13 protein-coding genes and 1 tRNA gene are annotated in these 18,970 nt (G+C 71.1%); 6 read left to right on the forward strand and 8 right to left on the reverse strand.

What is annotated here, in order from left to right:
* From gltB to ACFU6K_RS07645, 4 genes are all read left to right on the forward strand, one after another.
* The coding region (gltB, locus tag ACFU6K_RS07630; RefSeq protein ID WP_380661479.1) for a glutamate synthase large subunit at nt 1-4,322 on the forward strand (4,322 nt) is incomplete at its 5' end.
* Nucleotides 4,315-5,775, forward strand: coding sequence for a glutamate synthase subunit beta (locus ACFU6K_RS07635; RefSeq protein WP_380661480.1), 1,461 nt, complete (start codon nt 4,315-4,317; stop codon nt 5,773-5,775). The genes gltB and ACFU6K_RS07635, both read left to right, overlap by 8 nt.
* 359 nt (nt 5,776-6,134) lie before the next feature.
* Nucleotides 6,135-7,010 (forward strand): helix-turn-helix domain-containing protein, encoded by an 876-nt coding sequence (locus ACFU6K_RS07640; protein ID WP_380661481.1) that lies wholly within the window; start codon nt 6,135-6,137, stop codon nt 7,008-7,010.
* Nucleotides 7,011-7,105: 95 nt separating this feature from the next.
* On the forward strand, nt 7,106-8,563 hold the full coding sequence (locus tag ACFU6K_RS07645) for an aldehyde dehydrogenase family protein (RefSeq protein ID WP_117487397.1): 1,458 nt from the start codon (nt 7,106-7,108) through the stop codon (nt 8,561-8,563).
* A 55-nt stretch (nt 8,564-8,618) separates the two neighbouring features.
* On the opposite strand, the gene ACFU6K_RS07650 is transcribed toward ACFU6K_RS07645, so the two are convergent.
* The 5 genes from ACFU6K_RS07650 to ACFU6K_RS07670 form a co-directional block, all read right to left on the reverse strand.
* The gene (locus ACFU6K_RS07650; protein WP_380661482.1) at nt 8,619-9,188 is read right to left on the reverse strand and encodes a Uma2 family endonuclease; all 570 of its coding nucleotides are present in this window, start codon (nt 9,186-9,188) and stop codon (nt 8,619-8,621) included.
* Nucleotides 9,189-9,262: 74 nt separating this feature from the next.
* Nucleotides 9,263-11,098, reverse strand: coding sequence for a bifunctional metallophosphatase/5'-nucleotidase (locus ACFU6K_RS07655; RefSeq protein ID WP_380661484.1), 1,836 nt, complete (start codon nt 11,096-11,098; stop codon nt 9,263-9,265).
* Between the two features lie 276 nt (nt 11,099-11,374).
* Nucleotides 11,375-11,929 carry a hypothetical protein gene (locus tag ACFU6K_RS07660; protein ID WP_380661485.1) on the reverse strand — a complete coding sequence of 185 codons (555 nt, stop codon included), beginning with the start codon at nt 11,927-11,929 and terminating at the stop codon, nt 11,375-11,377.
* Complete coding sequence (locus tag ACFU6K_RS07665) at nt 11,916-13,571, reverse strand: VWA domain-containing protein (protein WP_380661486.1); 1,656 nt, start codon at nt 13,569-13,571, stop codon at nt 11,916-11,918. Before ACFU6K_RS07665 ends, ACFU6K_RS07660 begins: the two co-directional genes overlap by 14 nt.
* Nucleotides 13,568-14,662, reverse strand: coding sequence for a hypothetical protein (locus ACFU6K_RS07670; RefSeq protein ID WP_380661487.1), 1,095 nt, complete (start codon nt 14,660-14,662; stop codon nt 13,568-13,570). Before ACFU6K_RS07670 ends, ACFU6K_RS07665 begins: the two co-directional genes overlap by 4 nt.
* Before the next feature lie 356 nt (nt 14,663-15,018).
* Here ACFU6K_RS07670 and pyk point away from each other — a divergent pair, with 356 nt between their 5' ends.
* The gene (gene pyk / locus ACFU6K_RS07675) at nt 15,019-16,449 is read left to right on the forward strand and encodes a pyruvate kinase (protein WP_380661488.1); all 1,431 of its coding nucleotides are present in this window, start codon (nt 15,019-15,021) and stop codon (nt 16,447-16,449) included.
* A gap of 40 nt (nt 16,450-16,489) precedes the next feature.
* Here pyk and ACFU6K_RS07680 read toward each other — a convergent pair whose 3' ends face one another.
* From ACFU6K_RS07680 to ACFU6K_RS07690, 3 genes are all read right to left on the reverse strand, one after another.
* Nucleotides 16,490-17,263, reverse strand: a complete 774-nt coding sequence (locus tag ACFU6K_RS07680) for a helix-turn-helix domain-containing protein (protein ID WP_380661490.1) — start codon at nt 17,261-17,263, stop codon at nt 16,490-16,492.
* A 7-nt stretch (nt 17,264-17,270) separates the two neighbouring features.
* Nucleotides 17,271-18,056 (reverse strand): helix-turn-helix domain-containing protein, encoded by a 786-nt coding sequence (locus ACFU6K_RS07685; RefSeq protein ID WP_380661491.1) that lies wholly within the window; start codon nt 18,054-18,056, stop codon nt 17,271-17,273.
* Between the two features lie 119 nt (nt 18,057-18,175).
* Nucleotides 18,176-18,250: transfer RNA gene (locus ACFU6K_RS07690), tRNA-Leu, on the reverse strand.
* A gap of 96 nt (nt 18,251-18,346) precedes the next feature.
* Here ACFU6K_RS07690 and ACFU6K_RS07695 point away from each other — a divergent pair.
* Nucleotides 18,347-18,970 (forward strand): ANTAR domain-containing response regulator (locus tag ACFU6K_RS07695; RefSeq protein WP_380661492.1); only part of this gene is annotated, 624 nt, incomplete at its 3' end.

Raw genomic sequence — 18,970 nt, forward strand, 5'->3', positions numbered from 1 at the left:
CAGGGAAGGTCCCCTTCGAGCTCCCGGCGGCCGGCTCCTACGCCGTCGGCATCGCCTTCCTGCCGGAGGACGACGAGAAGGACGCCGCCGCCGTCGCGCGGATCGAGGGCATCGCGGCCGAGGAAGGGGCGACCGTCCTCGGCTGGCGCGACGTCCCCGTCACCCCGGACCTGCTCGGCGCCACCGCGCGCGGCGTGATGCCGCGGTTCCGGCAGCTCTTCCTGGCGAAGGACGGCAAGGCCGGCATCGAGCTGGACCGGACCGCCTTCGTGGTCCGCAAGCGGGCCGAGCGCGAGGCCGGGGTGTACTTCCCGTCGCTGTCCGCGCGCACCATCGTCTACAAGGGCATGCTGACCACCGGCCAGCTGGAGCCCTTCTTCCCCGACCTGTCGGACCGCGGCTACACGTCCGCGATCGGCCTGGTGCACTCGCGGTTCTCCACCAACACCTTCCCGAGCTGGCCGCTCGCCCACCCGTACCGCTTCGTCGCGCACAACGGCGAGATCAACACGGTCAAGGGCAACCGCAACTGGATGCACGCCCGGGAGTCGCAGCTCGCCACCGACCTCATCCCCGCCAACGGCAAGGGCCAGGGCCTGGAGCGGATCTTCCCGATCTGCACGCCGGAGCACTCCGACTCCGCCTCCTTCGACGAGGTCCTGGAGCTGCTCCACCTCGGCGGCCGCTCGCTGCCGCACTCGGTGCTGATGATGATCCCGGAGGCGTGGGAGAACCACGCCACCATGAGCCCGGACCGCCGCGCCTTCTACCAGTACCACTCCAACCTGATGGAGCCCTGGGACGGCCCGGCCTGCGTCACCTTCACCGACGGCAACCAGATCGGCGCCGTGCTCGACCGCAACGGCCTGCGCCCGGCCCGGTACTGGATCACCGAGGACGGCCTGGTCGTCCTCTCCTCCGAGGTCGGCGTCCTCGACATCGACCAGGAGAAGGTCGTCCGGAAGGGCCGCCTCCAGCCCGGCCGGATGTTCCTGGTGGACACCGCCGAGGGCCGGATCGTCCCGGACGAGGAGGTCAAGTCCGCCCTCGCCGCCGAGCACCCCTACCAGGAGTGGGTCGACGGCGGGCAGATCCAGCTCGCCAAGCTGCCCGAGCGCGAGCACATCTTCCACACCCACGCCTCCGTCACCCGCCGCCAGCAGACCTTCGGCTACACCGAGGAGGAGCTGCGGGTCATCCTCGCGCCGATGGCGCGCACCGGCGCCGAGGCGCTCGGCTCGATGGGCACCGACTCGCCGATCGCCGCGCTGAGCGAGAAGCCGCGCCTGCTGTTCGACTACTTCGTGCAGCTCTTCGCGCAGGTCACCAACCCGCCGCTGGACGCCATCCGCGAGGAGCTCGTCACCTCGCTGCTGTCCAACCTCGGCCCGGAGGGCAACCTGCTGGCCGCCGAGGCCGCGTCCTGCCGCTCGGTCGGGATCACCTTCCCCGTGATCGACAACGACGAGCTGGCCAAGCTCGTCCACATCAACGCCGACGGCGACCAGCCCGGCCTGAAGGCCGTCACGCTCTCCGGCCTCTACAAGGTCGCCTCCGGCGGCGAGGGCCTGGCCTCCCGGCTCGCCGAGATCGCCGCCGAGGCCGACGCGGCGATCGCCGACGGCGCCCGGATCGTCGTGCTCTCCGACCGGCACTCCGACGCCGAGCACGCGCCGATCCCCTCGCTGCTGCTCACCTCGGCCGTGCACCACCACCTGATCCGCACCAAGCAGCGCACCCGGGTGTCGCTGCTGGTCGAGGCGGGCGACGTCCGCGAGGTGCACCACGTCGCGCTGCTGATCGGCTACGGCGCCGGGGCGGTCAACCCGTACCTGGCGATGGAGTCCGTCGAGGACCTGGTCGCCCAGGGTGTGTTCATCGAGGGCGTCGAGCCCGAGAAGGCGATCCGCAACCTGATCAAGGCGCTCGGCAAGGGCGTGCTCAAGGTCATGTCCAAGATGGGCATCTCGACCGTCGCCTCCTACCGCGGCGCCCAGGTCTTCGAGGCCATCGGCCTCGCCCAGGACCTCGTCGACGGCTACTTCTCCGGCACCACCACCAAGCTCGGCGGCATCGGCCTGGAGGAGATCGCCCGCGAGACCGCCGCCCGGCACGCCAAGGCGTACCCGGCCTCCGGCATCCCGGCCGCGCACCGCGCGCTGGAGATCGGCGGCGAGTACCAGTGGCGCCGCGAGGGCGAGCCGCACCTGTTCGACCCGGACACCGTCTTCCGCCTCCAGCACGCCACCCGCAACCGCCGGTACGACATCTTCAAGCAGTACACGGACCGGGTGAACGAGCAGTCCGAGCGGCTGATGACGCTGCGCGGCCTGTTCCGGCTGGACGGCCTGGAGCGGGAGCCGATCCCGGTCGAGGAGGTCGAGCCGGTCTCCGCGATCGTCCGGCGCTTCTCCACCGGCGCCATGTCGTACGGCTCGATCTCGCGCGAGGCGCACGAGACCCTGGCCATCGCGATGAACCGCCTCGGCGGCAAGTCCAACACCGGCGAGGGCGGCGAGGACCCGGACCGCCTGTACGACCCGGAGCGCCGCTCGGCGATCAAGCAGGTCGCCTCCGGCCGGTTCGGCGTCACCTCCGAGTACCTCGTCAACGCCGACGACATCCAGATCAAGATGGCCCAGGGCGCCAAGCCCGGCGAGGGCGGCCAGCTGCCCGGCCACAAGGTGTACCCGTGGGTCGCCAGGACCCGGCACTCCACCCCGGGCGTCGGCCTGATCTCGCCGCCGCCGCACCACGACATCTACTCGATCGAGGACCTGGCCCAGCTGATCCACGACCTCAAGAACGCCAACCCGGCGGCCCGCATCCACGTGAAGCTGGTCTCCGAGGTCGGCGTCGGCACGGTCGCGGCCGGCGTCTCCAAGGCGCACGCGGACGTCGTCCTGGTCTCCGGGCACGACGGCGGGACGGGCGCCTCGCCGCTCACCTCGCTGAAGCACGCGGGCGGCCCCTGGGAGCTGGGCCTCGCCGAGACCCAGCAGACCCTGCTGCTCAACGGGCTGCGCGACCGCATCGTCGTCCAGACCGACGGCCAGCTGAAGACCGGCCGCGACGTGGTCATCGCCGCGCTGCTCGGCGCCGAGGAGTTCGGCTTCGCCACCGCACCGCTGGTGGTCTCCGGCTGCATCATGATGCGCGTCTGCCACCTGGACACCTGCCCGGTCGGCGTCGCCACCCAGAACCCGGTGCTGCGCGAGCGGTTCTCCGGCAAGCCCGAGTTCGTGGTCAACTTCTTCGAGTTCATCGCCGAGGAGGTCCGGGAGATCCTGGCCTCGCTGGGCTTCCGCTCGATCGAGGAGGCCGTCGGCCACGCCGAGCACATCGACGCCCGGGCCGCGATCGACCACTGGAAGGCCGCCGGGCTGGACCTCGCCCCGCTGTTCCACGTGCCGGCGCTGCCCGAGGGGGCCGCGCGGCACCGCACCACCACCCAGGACCACGCGCTGGACAAGGCCCTGGACAACCAGCTGATCACCCTCGCCGAGGACGCGCTGGAGCGCGGCGAGACCGTCCGGATCCAGCTGCCGATCCGCAACGTCAACCGCACCGTCGGCACCATGCTCGGCCACGAGGTGACCAAGCGGTACCGGGGCGAGGGCCTGCCGGAGGGGACCATCGACGTCACCTTCACCGGCTCCGCCGGGCAGTCCTTCGGCGCGTTCCTGCCGCGCGGCGTGACGCTGCGGCTGGAGGGCGACGCCAACGACTACGTCGGCAAGGGCCTCTCCGGCGGCGTGGTGATCGTCCGCCCGGCCCGCGAGGCGGCCGCCATCGGCAACGACGCCCAGAACCACGTCATCGCCGGCAACACCATCGGCTACGGCGCCACCGCGGGCCGCGTCCACCTGCGCGGCAAGGCCGGCGAGCGCTTCGCCGTCCGCAACTCCGGGGCCACCCTGGTGGTCGAGGGCGTCGGCGACCACGGTCTGGAGTACATGACCGGCGGCCGGGTCGTCGTCCTCGGCGAGACCGGGCGCAACCTCGCGGCGGGTATGTCCGGCGGCATCGCGTACGTCCTGGACCTGCGCCCCGCGAACGTCAACGACGGCATGGTGGGCATCGAGGCCCCCACCGCCGCCGACCGCGACTGGCTGCGCGAGACCGTGCAGCAGCACTACGAGGAGACCGGCTCCACCGTCGCCGCCGAACTCCTGGCGGACTGGGGCAGCGGGGTCTCCCGCTTCTCCAAGATCATGCCGACCGACTACAAGGCCGTGCTCGCCGCCAAGGACGCCGCCGAGCGCGACGGCCTCTCCGAGGCCGAGACCACTCGCAAGATGATGGAGGCGGCCAATGGCTGACCCCAAGGGCTTCCTGACCACGCCCAAGCAGCTGGCCGAGCGCCGCCCCGTGGACGTCCGTCTGCGGGACTGGAACGAGGTCTACGTCGAGCGCAGCCTCCTGCCGATCATCACCAAGCAGGCCGGCCGCTGCATGGACTGCGGCATCCCGTTCTGCCACAACGGCTGCCCGCTCGGGAACCTCATCCCCGAGTGGAACGACCTGGCCTACCGGGACGACTTCACCGGCGCGATCGAGCGGCTGCACGCCACCAACAACTTCCCGGAGTTCACCGGCCGCCTGTGCCCGGCCCCGTGCGAGTCCGCGTGCGTCCTCGGCATCAACCAGGACGCGGTGACCATCAAGAACGTCGAGGTCACCATCATCGACAAGGCCTGGGACCGCGGCGGGGTCACCCCGCAGGTCCCGGAGCGGCTCTCCGGCAAGACCGTCGCCGTCGTCGGCTCCGGCCCGGCCGGCCTCGCCGCCGCCCAGCAGCTCACCCGCGCCGGGCACACCGTCGTCGTGTACGAGCGGGCCGACCGGATCGGCGGGCTGCTGCGCTACGGCATCCCCGAGTTCAAGATGGAGAAGCGCCACATCAACCGCCGCATCGAGCAGATGCGGGCGGAGGGCACCCGGTTCCGCACCGGCGTGCACGTCGGCGAGGACATCACCGGGCAGCAGCTGCGCGAGCGCTTCGACGCCGTGGTCGTCGCGGCCGGCGCCACCACCGCCCGCGACCTGCCGGTGCCTGGGCGCGAGCTCAAGGGCGTCCACCAGGCCATGGAGTACCTGCCGCTGGCCAACAAGGTGCAGGAGGGCGACTTCGTGGAGTCCCCGATCAGCGCCAAGGGCAAGCACGTGGTCGTGATCGGCGGCGGCGACACCGGCGCGGACTGCGTCGGCACCGCCCACCGGCAGGGGGCGGCCTCCGTCACCCAGCTGGAGATCATGCCGCGGCCCGGCGAGGACCGGCCCGGGCACCAGCCGTGGCCGACCATGCCGATGACGTACAAGGTCACCTCCGCGCACGAGGAGGGCGGCGAGCGGATCTACTCGGTCAGCACCACCCACTTCAGCGGCGACGAGGACGGCAACGTCCAGGAGCTGCACCTCGTCGAGGTGGAGTTCAGGGACGGCCGGTTCGAGCAGGTCCCCGGCACCGAGCGGGCCATCCCCGCGCAGCTGGTCACCCTGGCCATGGGCTTCACCGGGACGGACGTGCGCAACGGGCTGGTCGAGCAGCTGGGAGCGGACCTCGACGCGCGCGGTAACATTGCCCGCGACGGCCGGTTCGCCACCAATGTCGATGGCGTGTACGTCTGCGGAGACGCCGGCCGTGGCCAGTCGCTGATCGTCTGGGCCATCGCGGAAGGCCGCTCGGCCGCCGCGGCGGTGGACAAGTACCTCGGCGGCAAGACCCCGCTTCCCGCGCCGATCCGGCCCACCGACCGCCCCCTGGTGGTCTGACGGGCCCCGGACGCTCCGACCGGCCCACCCCCGAACCCCCGGCGCCGCATCGCCGGGAGCTCAACCCGCTGCCCCCGTCAGAGTCGCCGGGCCAACGCGGTCTCCTGGCGCCTGCCCTCTTCCCCGACCAGTTGGAGGGCGGGCGCCGTCGCGTACCCGCACGACGGCCCCGCCGGGGCCCTCGCGAGCGCCCCCGCGGCCCCGCCGAGCCCTCCCCGGGCCGCGGCAACTCTCGGACAAACGGCCGGAGTTGTTCGGCGCCCGGCGGGTTCCGGGGCAGTGGGCTGTTGTTCGTCAGTGCCAGGTGGCAGACTGCGGCCGACGGCCGGGGGGCTGGGCGAGCGCGGAGGATGACGTCGATGGGCACGACTCAGGCAGGCGGGGGCGCCACGGTACGGCGCCTGCTGCTCGGTACCCAGCTGCGCAAGCTCCGCGAGGCCAGAGGCGTCAGCCGGGAGGAGGCCGGGTACTCGATCCGGGCCTCCGAGTCCAAGATCAGCCGGATGGAGCTCGGCCGGGTCGGCTTCAAGGAACGGGACGTCGCCGACCTGCTCACCCTGTACGGGGTCGAGGTCGAACAGGAGCGGGCCACCGTCCTCGGACTGCTGCGCGACGCCAACGCCAGCTCCTGGTGGCACGAGTACGGGGACGTCCTGCCCGGCTGGTTCCAGAACTACCTGGGCCTGGAGGAGGCCGCGGCCGAGATCCGCAGCTACGAGGTCCAGTTCGTCCACGGGCTGCTCCAGACCGCCGACTACGCCCGGGCCGTGGTCACCGCCGGCGGCCACGCCCACGGGCCGGAGGAGATCGAGCGCCGGGTCGACGTACGGCGCAAGCGGCAGGCGGTGCTGACCGGCGAGCGGGCGCCGCGGCTGGTCGCGGTGCTGGACGAGGCCGCGCTGCGCCGGCCCTGGGGCGGGCCGGAGCTGATGCGCGGCCAGCTGGACCGGCTGCTGGAGCTGAGCGAACTGCCCAACGTCCGGCTCCAGGTGCTGCCGCTGGGCAACGCCGGGCTGAGCGCCGAGAGCGGCGCCTTCACCGTCCTGGGCTTCGCCGAGGCCGAGCTGTCGGACGTGGTGTACCTGGAGCAGTTCACCACCGCGCTCTACCTCGACAAGCCCGCCGAGGTGGCCGAGTACCGGCACGCGATGGACGACCTGGTCGCCGACAGCCTGAGCCCGGCGCTGACCCGCGACCTGCTGCATTCCGTGCGCCAGGAGCTCGGGCGCGTCTGACAATTGGCGTCGCGCACCTGGCGGGAATTGTCAGACGCGCCCTAATACGTCAGTACGATGATCCCCCATCAGGTCGGGTGCATGAGAGGGATCAGATGTCGTACTTCTCCGAGTTGGCCCTGCAGTACATCGATGGCGAATGGCGCAGCGGCAGCGGCTCCTGGGACATCGTCGACGTCGACCCCTACACCGGCGACAAGCTCGCCACCATCACCGTCGCCACCGTCGCCGAGGTCGACCTGGCCTACCGCGCCGCCGAGCGCGCCCAGAAGCAGTGGGCCGCCACCAACCCCTACCAGCGGCGGACGGTCTTCGAGCGCGCGCTGCGGCTGCTGGAGGAGTGGGAGCCGGAGATCGTCCAGGCGATCATGGCGGAACTCGGCGGCACCGCGCTGAAGGCCGGCTTCGAGCTGTCGCTGGTCAAGGACGTCCTGCGGGACTGCCTGCACCAGTCGGTGGCCCCCGAGGGCCGGCTGCTGACCTCGCCCGCCCAGGGCCGGGAGAACCGCCTCTACCGGCTGCCGGTCGGCGTGGTCGGCGTGATCAGCCCGTTCAACTTCCCGCTGTTCCTGGCGCTCAAGGCCGTCGCCCCGGCGCTCGCGCTCGGCAACGGCGTCGTCCTCAAGCCGCACCAGGAGACCCCGGTGGTCGGCGGCGGGCTGATCGCCAAGCTCTTCGAGGACGCGGGGCTCCCGCCCGGCCTGCTGAACGTGGTGATCACCGACATCGCCGAGATCGGCGACAGCTTCCTGGAGCACCCGGTGCCCAAGGTGATCTCCTTCACCGGCTCCGACAAGGTCGGCCGGCACGTCGCCACCGTCGCCGCCGGGCACTTCAAGCGCACCGTCCTGGAACTCGGCGGCAACAGCGCGCTGATCGTGCTGGACGACGCCGACGTGGACCACGCCGTCGACGCCGCGGTGTTCAGCCGCTTCGTCCACCAGGGGCAGGTCTGCATGGCCGCCAACCGGGTGCTGGTGGACCGGTCCGTCGAGGCCGAGTTCACCGAGAAGTTCGTCGCCAAGGTCGCCTCGCTCACCGTCGGCGACCCCCGGGACCCGGCCACCCACATCGGCCCGCTGATCAACCCCGTCCAGGCCGACGGCCTGCGCGCCCAGGTCGACCAGGCCGTCGCGGCCGGTGCCACCGCGCTGCTGCGCGGCGACACGGTCGGCAGCCTGATGGAGCCGGTGGTCCTCACCGGCCTGGCCGAGGACGCGCCGATCCTGCGGACCGAACTCTTCGGCCCGGTCGTCCTGCTGGTGCCCTTCGACGGCGAGGACGAGGCCGTCCGGCTCGCCAACGCCACGCCCTTCGGGCTCAGCGGCGCGGTGCACACCGGGAACACCGAGCGCGGCGTGAAGCTCGCCCAGCGGATCGAGACCGGCATGATCCACGTCAACGGCGGCACCATAGCCGACGAGCCGGGCGTGCCCTTCGGCGGCGAGAAGAACTCCGGCGTCGGCCGCCTCAACGGCGAGTCCACGGTGGACGCCTTCACCACCCTGAAGTGGATCTCCGTCCAGCACGAGCGCGCGGTCTTCCCCTTCTGACCGGGGGTTCGGACACGAGGGCCTCCCGGCGGCTGCTGCCGGGAGGCCCGTGGTGTCAGGCGGGGTAGCGGAGCAGGGCGTCGGTGGCGAGCTCGAAGCCGAAGGGGGCCGGGATCGGGACCGGGTCGCCGAACTTGCCGTTCCAGCGCCAGCGGTAGCCGCTGCCGGACGGCTCGGCGTAGAGCGTCAGATCGCCCTCGCGGGGGTCGATCAGCAGGTACAGCGGGATGGCCATGAGCGGGTAGTCGCGGACCTTGCCGACCAGGTCGTTCTCCGGGTTCGACGGGGAGACGATCTCCACCGCGATGGCCGCCTGCTCGGCGGGGACCTGGTTTCCGCCCTCCTCCAGCGCCGAGAGGGGGATGTAGGTCAGGTCGGGGTTGCGGAGCTTGCCGACGTTCGGGGAAGCGAGGTCGGTGTTCTCGCTCGGCATCAGGCCGGCGGGTTCGTGGGCGTCGAACTGCCTGCGGACGAGCAGCAGGTTGCGCTGGTGGATCACCGAGGGGCCGGCCATCACGATGATCTCGTCGCCGGAGATCTCGATCTTCCACCCGGCCGGAGGCGTCAGGCTCTGCGCGTAGGCCAGCAGCCTCGCGTGGCGCTCGGAGACCTGGAACTCGCTCATGGCGCCATTCTTCCACCGGGCAGGCCGAAAGGCCGTCGCCGGACGGGGCGACGGCCTTTCGATCGGGGCGTCGGTCAGAAGACCGGCTGGCCGGCCCGGACCAGGCGCCAGGAGTCGGTGAAGAAGTCGGCGGGGTCGATGACGCCCTTGGCCTTCACCCAGGCGATCATGGTGTTGCGGATCTCGTCGGAGTTCGACCAGACCATCTTGGCCTTGGCGACGTGCGGGAAGTTGCCGCCGCCGTTGGCGCGGTAGTTGTTGACGGCCAGGACGAACTCCGCGGCCGGGTCGATCGGCTTGCCCTGGAAGGACAGGTTGACGATCCGCGAGCCCTTCGGCTGGGCGATGTCGATGTCGTAGCTCAGGCCGTAGAGCGAGTCGTAGTTGTAGTCCGGGGTGGCCTCGGCGCCGGTCAGCTTGTCCTTGTCGACCGGGGCGCCCGGGGCGAGCTGGTTGTAGTACTTGACCGAGTACTCCAGGTAGTCCTTGAGCTGGGCGCCCGTCAGGATGCGGGCCTCCAGGGTGTTCTCGTAGATGTAGAGGCCCGCGGCGTCGCGCAGCTTCACCTGGCCGGACGGGATCAGGGCGGTGCGGTTGAACGGGGCGGCCTGGGCCAGCACCGGGAGGTTGGCGTACTGCCCGCCGGCCAGCGCGGCCTTGACGGCGTCGGCCTGGACCCGGCCGATCAGGTCGATGATCGGGGTGGCCTTGAAGGGGGCGTCGGCGATCGACAGCGCGATCTTGCTGGTGCCGATGTTCTGGTTGACGTACGCGACGACCTTCTTGTGCTGCCCGGCGATCGCCTCGGTGATCTCCGGGTTCTCCGGCACGGTGTTGGAGTTCAGCAGCCGGGAGGAGACCGAGGCGACCTTCCAGACGCCGCCGGTGAACTCGACCTCGAAGTCGAAGCAGGTCAGCCGCTGGCCGTAGCAGAGCGGCTCGGAGAGGACGACCGTGCGGCCGGTCTTCTTGTTGACGACCAGGCGCTGCGGGACCTCCTTGTGGGCGTGGCCCACCAGCACCGCGTCGATGTCCGGGACGGTCTCCGCCAGCGCGACCGAGACGTTCTCGGCCCACGGCAGCTGGTCGCCCCAGGTGGTCGCCTCGTCGCAGCCGGAGTGCGCCGAGACCACGATGACGTCCGCGCCCGCGGCCTTCATCTTCGGCACCCAGGTGGCGGCGGTCTCCACGATGCCCGGGAAGACCATCTTGCCGCCGACGTTGGCCTTGTCCCAGATCGCGATGCCCGGGTTGGTCAGGCCGAGGATGCCGACCCGCACCGGACGGCCGCCGCCCAGGCGCAGCTCCTTGATCACGTACGGCTTGAAGGCCGGCTTCTCGTTCTTCGCGTTCAGCGCGTTGGCGCCCAGCAGCGGGAACTCCAGCTGCTCCTCGTAGGCCTTCAGGAGCGGGATGCCGTAGTTGAACTCGTGGTTGCCGAGCGCGGCGGCGTCGTACTCCATGAGGTTCATGGCGACGGCCATCGGGTGGTCCGGCACGGTGTTGGCCTCGGTGTCGATCGACTCGATCCGGGCGTAGTAGTAGGACAGCTGGGTGCCCTGGATGGTGTCGCCGGAGTCGATCAGCAGGCAGCGGTCCCAGCCCTTCTCCTCGCGCACCTGGTTGGCCAGCGTGGAGATCTTGGCGAGGCCGACCGCGTTGTGGGCCTTGTCGGTGTACTCGGCGTCGGTGAAGTAGTCCCAGTTGAGCACCCGGCCGTGCAGGTCGGTGGTGCCCATGACGGTGAAGGCCTGCGTGCGCGGCTTGCGCTGCTGGCCCTTGGCGGCCGCCGCGTCCGGCTGGGCGGCCGCGGCGGAGGGGGCGGCGGCCAGGGCGGCACCGCCGACCAGGGCGGCGCCGGCGGCGGTGGCGGCGGACCGGGTGACGAAGTCACGGCGGTTCAGGGTCATGGACGACTCTCCCGAGTGGGACGACGGTGGATGGACCGTCAACTGGTGTTCGTGAGCAAAAGTGTGCGTGCACGCGTCGACGCGCGTAGAGGGACGCGCGTAGAAGTGTGCCGTGCGAGCCGGGGTGCTGAATAGCCCCCTGACCTGTCCAGGAGGTGAGATCTTGGCGACTCGTTCGTGACGGGCGCGGGGGAGACGTGGGGTGGTACGGAGGCGCAGAGGTGCGGAGGCGCGGAGGCGCGGAGGCCTGAGGGGCGCGGGCCGGCCGACGCCCGGTCAGGCCAGCTCGCCCGCCAGCCGGTCGACCTCGCGGCCCAGCTGGACCGCCGGGTCCGGATCGTCCGGCCCCGCCCAGGGCTGCCAGGTCCGCGCCCGCAGGTATCCGGCCACCGCGACCGGCAGCCGGTGCCGGACGATCCGCTCCGCCACCGGGCCCGGGCCGGCCGCGCGCAGCGCCGCCAGCAGGCCGTCCACCCCGGCCGAGGGCGGCAGCGGCACGGTGTCCAGGTAGGCGGCCAGCGCCACCAGCTCCGGGTCGGGGGCGGGGGCCGGCTCCGGTGCGGGGATCGGCTCCGGCCCGGGGGCCGGAGGCGCGGAGACCTCGGGCGGCTGCGGCTCCGGCCGCGGCGGGAGCGGCGGCCGGGGCTTCGGGCCGGGCGTCAGCAGCGCGCCCACCCCGTACAGCCCCGCCACGACCCCCGGCCACCAGGTCCCGCCCAGCCCGGCGAAGTGCAGCCCCAGGCCGACCGCGCCGCCCGCGCAGCCGACCAGGTTGCGGGCCGACTCCAGGTAGCGGAGCACCCGGGGGCCGAACCCGTCACTGGTAGCCACGGATCTCCTCGAACACCCCGTCCAGCGAGCCCGTCCCGTCGAACAGCTTGCCGCCGCTCAGGTCCGCGATCCCCTGGAGCTGGTTCACCGCCGCCTCCCCGAACCTGATCGGGAACACCGGGATCGCCTTCTCCCCGGCCGGCAGCGCGTCGTGGAAGCGCTTGAAGTCGCCGTCCGTCGCACCGGCGTTGCTCTCCCCGTCGGTCATCAGCACGATCGAGGTGAACCGGTCGTCACCCGCCGCGGCCTGCTGGCGCTCGATCACCCGGTACGCCTCCTCCAGCGAGGAGTACACCGCCGTTCCGCCCGAGGCGGCCAGCGACTGCACGTCCGCGTCGATCGACGCCAGCTCCGCCTCCGGGCCCGGACTGCCGCCGGTGGCCGGCACCACATGGGTCCTGGCCCACTTCACCGCGGAGGCGAAGGAGAGCAGCGTGATCTCCTCGCGGTCCCGGAAGCGGCGCACCCCGCGGGTGTCGTCCGACCCGGTCAGCCGGCCGAGCGCGCTCTTCAGCGCGGCGATCCGCGAGCCCTCCATCGAGCCCGAGGTGTCCAGCACGTACACCGTCCGGGACGGGCGGCGCAGCTCGTTCTGGTACGAGGCCAGCAGGCCGTCCGCGACCGCCCTGGTGCCCGGGAACGGCAGCTCCCGGCGGCGGTCCGCGGGCAGCCCGGCGGCCGGGGCCGCGCCCGCCGTCACCGGGCGGCGCAGCGTCACCTCGGAGATGCGTTTCTGCACGTCCTCCTTGAGCAGGTACGCGGTCAGCCGCTGGAAGGAGTCGCGCTGGTCCTGCGCGGCGGAGGACATCAGCGAGAGCGGGTAGTCCGCCGACACCACGCCGTCCACCGGCCGCACCACGGTCAGCTGCTGCTGCGGCGACAGCGTCCGGTTCAGCGACAGCAGCACCGACTCGTAGTTCACCAGCGCGCCCACCACGCCCGACTCGGCCCGGGTGTACGCCTGCGCCAGCCAGCCGGAGGAACCGGAGGTCAGCTTCTGGCCCTTGAAGAACTCCTTCAGCTGCGGGCCGGCCTTCTGCACGTCCGCGTCGGTCAACGCCGCGCCCGCGCCGGAGAAGGCCGAGGCCACCGCGACGAGGGTGGAGAAGCCCGAGTTGGAGCGGGACGGGTCGGCCATCCCGTACGGCAGCTTGCCGGCCGCGGCGGCGGCGCCGACCTGCGCCCAGGTGACCTTCGAGCCGTCGCCCCAGCCGAGTTCGCCGAGCGCCGAGGAGCGCACCCCGATCGCCACCGGCGAGACCATCACCGGGGTCTCCGAGACCAGCTTGGACTTCCCGGCCGGATCGAGCCGCAGGTACTGGTTGGACGGGAACCACACGGCGTCGTACTTGCCGTCGGCCCGGCCCGAGGCGACGGTGTCCGCGCCGTCCAGGGTGCCCGTCCAGGAGAACTGCACGGTCACCCCGGTGGCCTTCCGGGCGTCCTCCAGGACCGGTGCCAGGTCCTGGAGTTCACTGCCGGCCAGGACGCGCAGCACCCCGGGGCGGGCCGTCTCGGCGGGCGGGTCGGTGGGCTTCGGGGCGGGGTTGCCGCCGCCGGTGGAGGTGCAGGCGGTGGCCGCGGCGAGCACGGCGGCCAGCGCGGCCGTGAGCCAGCCGCGGCGTTTCGTCGGGATGGTCACTTGGTCCCCTTCGCCGCGGCGGTCAGCTTGAGCAGGTTGTCCAGCGAGGGCAGGGTCGCCTGCTTGATCCTGGCGGCGGTCAGATCGGGTGCGAAGGTCGGTTTCTTCTCCCGCATCAGGTTCGCGAAGGCCTCCGGCTTGGCCTGCGGCCGCAGGCCGAACCGGGCCTCCAGGTTGCGCAGCACCTCGTCGTTCTGGAGGACGTCGGCGAGCCTGCGGCCGTTGTCGGTGTGGGCCACGAGGGTGTGGTCCGAGTAGACCGTGGTGTCCGGGTACAGCACCACCATGTCCCCGGTGGGCTTGTTCTGCAGCGCCAGGGCGGCGGCCTGCGACTCGTACGCGAAGATCAGCGGGTTGCCGATCCCCGCGCCGAAGTCCCGGAACGGCTCGTCGCTGCTGCTCTTCTGGATGCCCTGCAGCGCGTTCGCCGTGTGCAGGACGTCCTTGACGGCGGCGACGCCGGCGTCGTCCGACACCACCTGGTGGTTGTTCGCGATGTAGGAGAGCAGCGCGAGGTACATCGCGCCGGAGGACGAGCTGTCCGGGTCGGTGGTGGTCACGAAGAGCTGGCCGGACAGCTCGGGGTGCTTGCCGGCGCCGGACAGGTCCTCCCATCTGCGGCCGCCCTTCAGGGCGTTGACGTACTCGTCCATCCGGAAGGTCCAGACGCCGGTGCCGCCGTCCAGCTCGGCCAGCTTGTTCTCCTGCAGGACCTTGGCCACCGGCTCGTGGGCCACGATCACCAGCGGCGAGTAGAACGGCACCAGCGGGGAGTCCTGCAGCTTCCAGATGCGCTGGATCTCCCGGGCCGGTGCCGCGCTCGCCGGGAAGGCGAAGTCCAGCCCCGGGGTCTTGGCCGCCTGGTCGCTCATCGTCCAGGAGCCGGTCGAGTCCGCCCGGACCACCAGGCCCTGCTTCGCCAACTCGGCCTTGACCTCGTCGTTCTCGAAGAAGGCGCGCTTCTCCGAGCCGATCAGGCCGGTGACGGTGACCGTCTTGACGTTGTCCGTGGTGTTCTTGTGCTGGATCAGCGCGTAGCCGACCCCGCCCAGCAGGACCAGGGCCGCAGCCACCCCCAGTGCGCGTCGCATGCCGAACGCCTCCCCCTCGCCCGCTCCTTCGTCCGGGTGGTCGCCCGGGCGCCCGGGCCGCGACCCGGGGGTGACGAGCGTCCCGCCGGGCGGGGAGCGGGGGCGGAAGCGGCGATGAACCGGGGGTGAACAGGCCTTCACGGAATCGCATCGGAATCGCACCGGCATCGCCGCGGAGGGCGGCGCGGGACGCGCGCAGGAGGTGTGCGGGAGGCGTGCGGGACCGGCGTCGAGCGGGGCGCTCGCACAGCGGTCCGAGGATGTGTCAGATTGTTCAACTCGCCTTACGGCAACGGTCATCCCGCAGTACGGACCCGCGTCGAGGTTACGCGTCGGTAATGCCTAGTCTCAGCACTATGCGCCGAGCAAAAATCGTCTGTACCCTCGGGCCCGCCACCGACTCGTACGACCAGATCAAATCCCTGGTCGACGCCGGGATGGACATCGCCCGACTGAACCTCAGCCACGGCCTGCACGCCGAGCACGAGGAACGCTACCGCCGCGTCCGCAAGGCCGCCGACGAGACGGGCCGCAGTGTCGGCGTCCTCGTCGACCTTCAAGGCCCGAAGATCCGGCTCGACACCTTCGCCCACGGGCCGGTACTTCTCGAACGCGGCGACGAGTTCACCATCTCCACCGACAAGGGCGTCGTGGGGGACAAGGACCGTTGCGGAACCACCTACTCCGGCCTCGCCGGGGACGTCGGGCGCGGCGAGCGCATCCTGGTCGACGACGGCCGGGTCACCCTGGAGGTCGTCGCCGTCGACGGGCCGCACGTACGGTGCCTCGTCATCGAGGGCGGCCTGGTCTCCGACCACAAGGGCCTCAACCTCCCCGGCGTCTCCGTCTCCGTCCCCGCACTCAGCGACAAGGACGTCGCCGACCTGCGGTGGGCGCTGCGGACCGGGGCCGACCTCATCGCGCTCTCGTTCGTCCGCAGCGGGCGGGACATCGAGGAGGTCCACCGGATCATGGCGGAGGAGGGGCGGCACGTCCCGGTCATCGCCAAGATCGAGAAGCCGCAGGCGGTGGAGAACCTGGAGTCCGTCGTCGACGCCTTCGACGGGATCATGGTGGCCCGCGGCGACCTGGGCGTGGAGATGCCCCTCGAACAGGTCCCGCTGGTCCAGAAGCGCGCCATCAAGCTCGCCCGCCGCAACGCCAAGCCGGTCATCGTCGCGACCCAGATGCTCGACTCGATGATCAACACCTCCCGGCCGACCCGCGCCGAGGCCTCCGACGTCGCCAACGCCGTCCTCGACGGGACGGACGCGGTGATGCTCTCCGGCGAGACCTCGGTGGGCAAGTACCCCGTCGAGACGGTCAAGACCATGGCCCGGATCGTCGAGGCCGCCGAGAACGACATCCTGGCCGCCGGCCTCCCGCCGCTCACCACCGGCAGCAAGCCGCGCACCCAGGGCGGCGCCGTCGCCCGCGCGGCCGCCGAGATCGGCGACTTCCTGCACGCCAAGTACCTGATCGCCTTCACCCAGTCCGGCGACACCGCCCGTCGGCTCACCCGCTACCGCTCGCCCATCCCCGTCCTCGCCTTCACCTACGAACCGGCCGTACGCAGCCAACTCGCCCTCACCTGGGGCGTGGAGACCTTCCTCGGCCCGTTCGCCCCGACCACCGACCAGATGGTCGAACAGGTCGACGCGGCCCTCCTCTCGCTCGGCCGCTGCCAGAAGGGCGACATCGTCGTCATCACCGCCGGCTCACCCCCCGGCCTGGCCGGCTCCACCAACCTCGTCCGCGTCCACCACGTGGGGACGCTGGACGCCTGACGGACCTTCGGCGGCGCGGCCCTGCGGGGTCGCGTCGCCGTCAGTACTTGGGGCCGATGCGGGCGTCCATGAGGGCGACGGAGTCCCTGCGGGCGACGGAGACGTTGAATCCTCCGTTGGACCGGGAACCGGGCTTCCAGCGGACGCCGACGGCGTCGAGGGCGGCGGTGAAGAGGCCGACGATGTCGGCTGAGGTGTTCGTGAAGAAGTAACGAGGGTACTCGTAGCGCTTCTTGACGCCGCCGACCGTGCGGGTGGCCCAGTTGGTGATGCGGCAGCCGTCGGAGTGGATCAGGCCGCGCAGGAACTCCCAGGGGTGGGCGTCCACGATCTCCTGCTGCCAGGGCGCGAGGGAGATGCGCCGCAGGTGCTTTGGCCCTGGGCCGTGCTGGGGGAAGAGACAGGGCCAGTGCTTGCTGGTGCTGACGACGCTGGTGCAGCCGGGGGCATGGACACGGTTGACCTTGTTGTGCGGCATGACGGCGGAGACCGCCCGTACGCACTCGTCGATGAGGCCGGGCCACCCGTCGCAGCAGGCGATGCGAAGGGCGTAGACCTCGCGGCGGCCCGCACTGATGCAGCCGTCGCCGAGGTAGAGACCGAGCAGGTAGGCGTAGTCGGCGTGCGGGCGCGAGGGATCGAGCCGGCCGTCCCGGAGCGGGCATTCGGCGGTCATGCGCGGGCTGGGTACGGCGCCGGACGCCCACTCGCGGATCGAGGACCGGGATATGCCGGTCGCTCGGCTGACCTGGCTGAAGGTCAGCCCGGATGCGTGGAGGTCGAGCGCGCGCTGCCGCGTGGCGAGGTCGTACATGTCGCCGTCAGTGCTTGGGGCCGATGTGGGCGTCCATCAGGGCAACGGATTCCTTGCGGGCGACGGAGATGTTGACCTGGCCGGTGGGGCGGGGGATCGAGGCCTTCCACTGGACGCCGACGGCGTCGAGGGTGGCGGTGAGGAGGCCGATGATGTCGGTCGAGGTGTTGGTGAAGAAGTACCTCGGGTACTCGTAGCGGCGGACCACGCCGTCGACCGTCTTGGTGGCCCAGTTGGTGATGCGGCACCCGTCGGAGTGGATCAGGCCGCGCAGGAACTCCCAGGGGTGGGCGTCGACGATCTCCTGCTGCCAGGGCTCCAGGGCTATGGTGCGCTCGTGCTTCTTGCCGGGGCCGTGCTGGGGGAAGTAGCAGGGCAGGTGCTTCGAGTACACCTTGACGTTGTGGCTGCCGGGGCGCCGAACGCGGCAAGGGGTGAGGGTGGGGAAGACCTGCCTCATGGCCGCCTCGACGGCGTCCATGATTCCTGGCCACTTGTCGTCGCAGGCTATGCACAGACTGGTGGTCCGGTGCTGCTTGGGGTGGCTGATGTGACCGTCGCCCAGGTAGAGCCCGAGCAGGTACGAGTACGCGGGGCGGTCCAGATCGTCGCTGTGGCAGTGCAGGCAGGGGGAGCGCTTGCGGCCCGGGAGCTCGCCGCGTTCGGCCAGATCGCGGTGCTTCCACCAGGAGACCGTGCCAACGGGAAGGCCGAGTCGGCGAGCTGTCTCAGCGGTGCCGGCGCCACGCCGCAGGAGGTGGACAGCTTGTTCGCGAACGGAGAACTCGTGCATGGTGCCGAGCGTGTGCGAATGTTCCGGACCGGTCGGGCGAATGGCCGAAAGTCCACTCGAACCAGTGAAGATCGCCAACCATTGCCTGAGTGGCGACTTCCTTTGATTTGAAGGAAAAGTGCCCCGAGTGGGATTCGAACCCACACTGTATGGTGTTTGAGACCATTGCCTACTGCCAATTGGGCTATCGGGGCCTACGAATCGAAGCCCAAGGCCCCGACTGGCTGACTCAAACATACCGTGTCTAGGTACCCTCGTGCATGCAGTACCCCGCCGGAACTAGGAGCCCCGTGAGCACCGCCGACGAGCAGGCGCAGCCGCTTGAGACCGATACGCCCCAGATCACCCGGATTGTGATCGCCGAGGACGAGGCGCTGATCCGTCTCGATCTGAAGGAGATGCTGGAGGAGGAGGGGTACACCGTCGTCGGTGAGGCCGGCGACGGGGAGACGGCGGTGCGCCTCGTGGAGGAGCTGAAGCCGGATCTGGCGATCTTCGACGTGAAGATGCCGGTGCTGGACGGGCTGTCCGCGGCCGAGCGGATCCACGACAAGCACCTGGCGCCGGTGCTGATGCTGACCGCGTTCTCGCAGCGGGAGCTGGTGGACCGGGCGCGGGACGCGGGGGCGATGGCGTACATCGTCAAGCCGTTCTCGAAGTCGGACCTGGTGCCGGCGATCGAGATGGCGGTGTCCCGGTACGCCGAGATGCGGGCGCTGGAGAAGGAGATCGGGGATCTCAGCCAGCGGTTGGAGACCCGGAAGCTGGTGGACCGGGCGAAGGGCGTGCTGCAGACCAAGTTCGGGCTGAACGAGCCGGCGGCCTTCCGGTGGATCCAGAAGACGTCGATGGACCGTCGGATGACGATGGCGGCGGTGGCCGAGGCGGTCATCGAGGAGGGCGAGGCCCAGGAC

The organism is Kitasatospora sp. NPDC057512, from assembly GCF_042802135.1.
Classification (GTDB): Bacteria; Actinomycetota; Actinomycetes; order Streptomycetales; family Streptomycetaceae; genus Kitasatospora.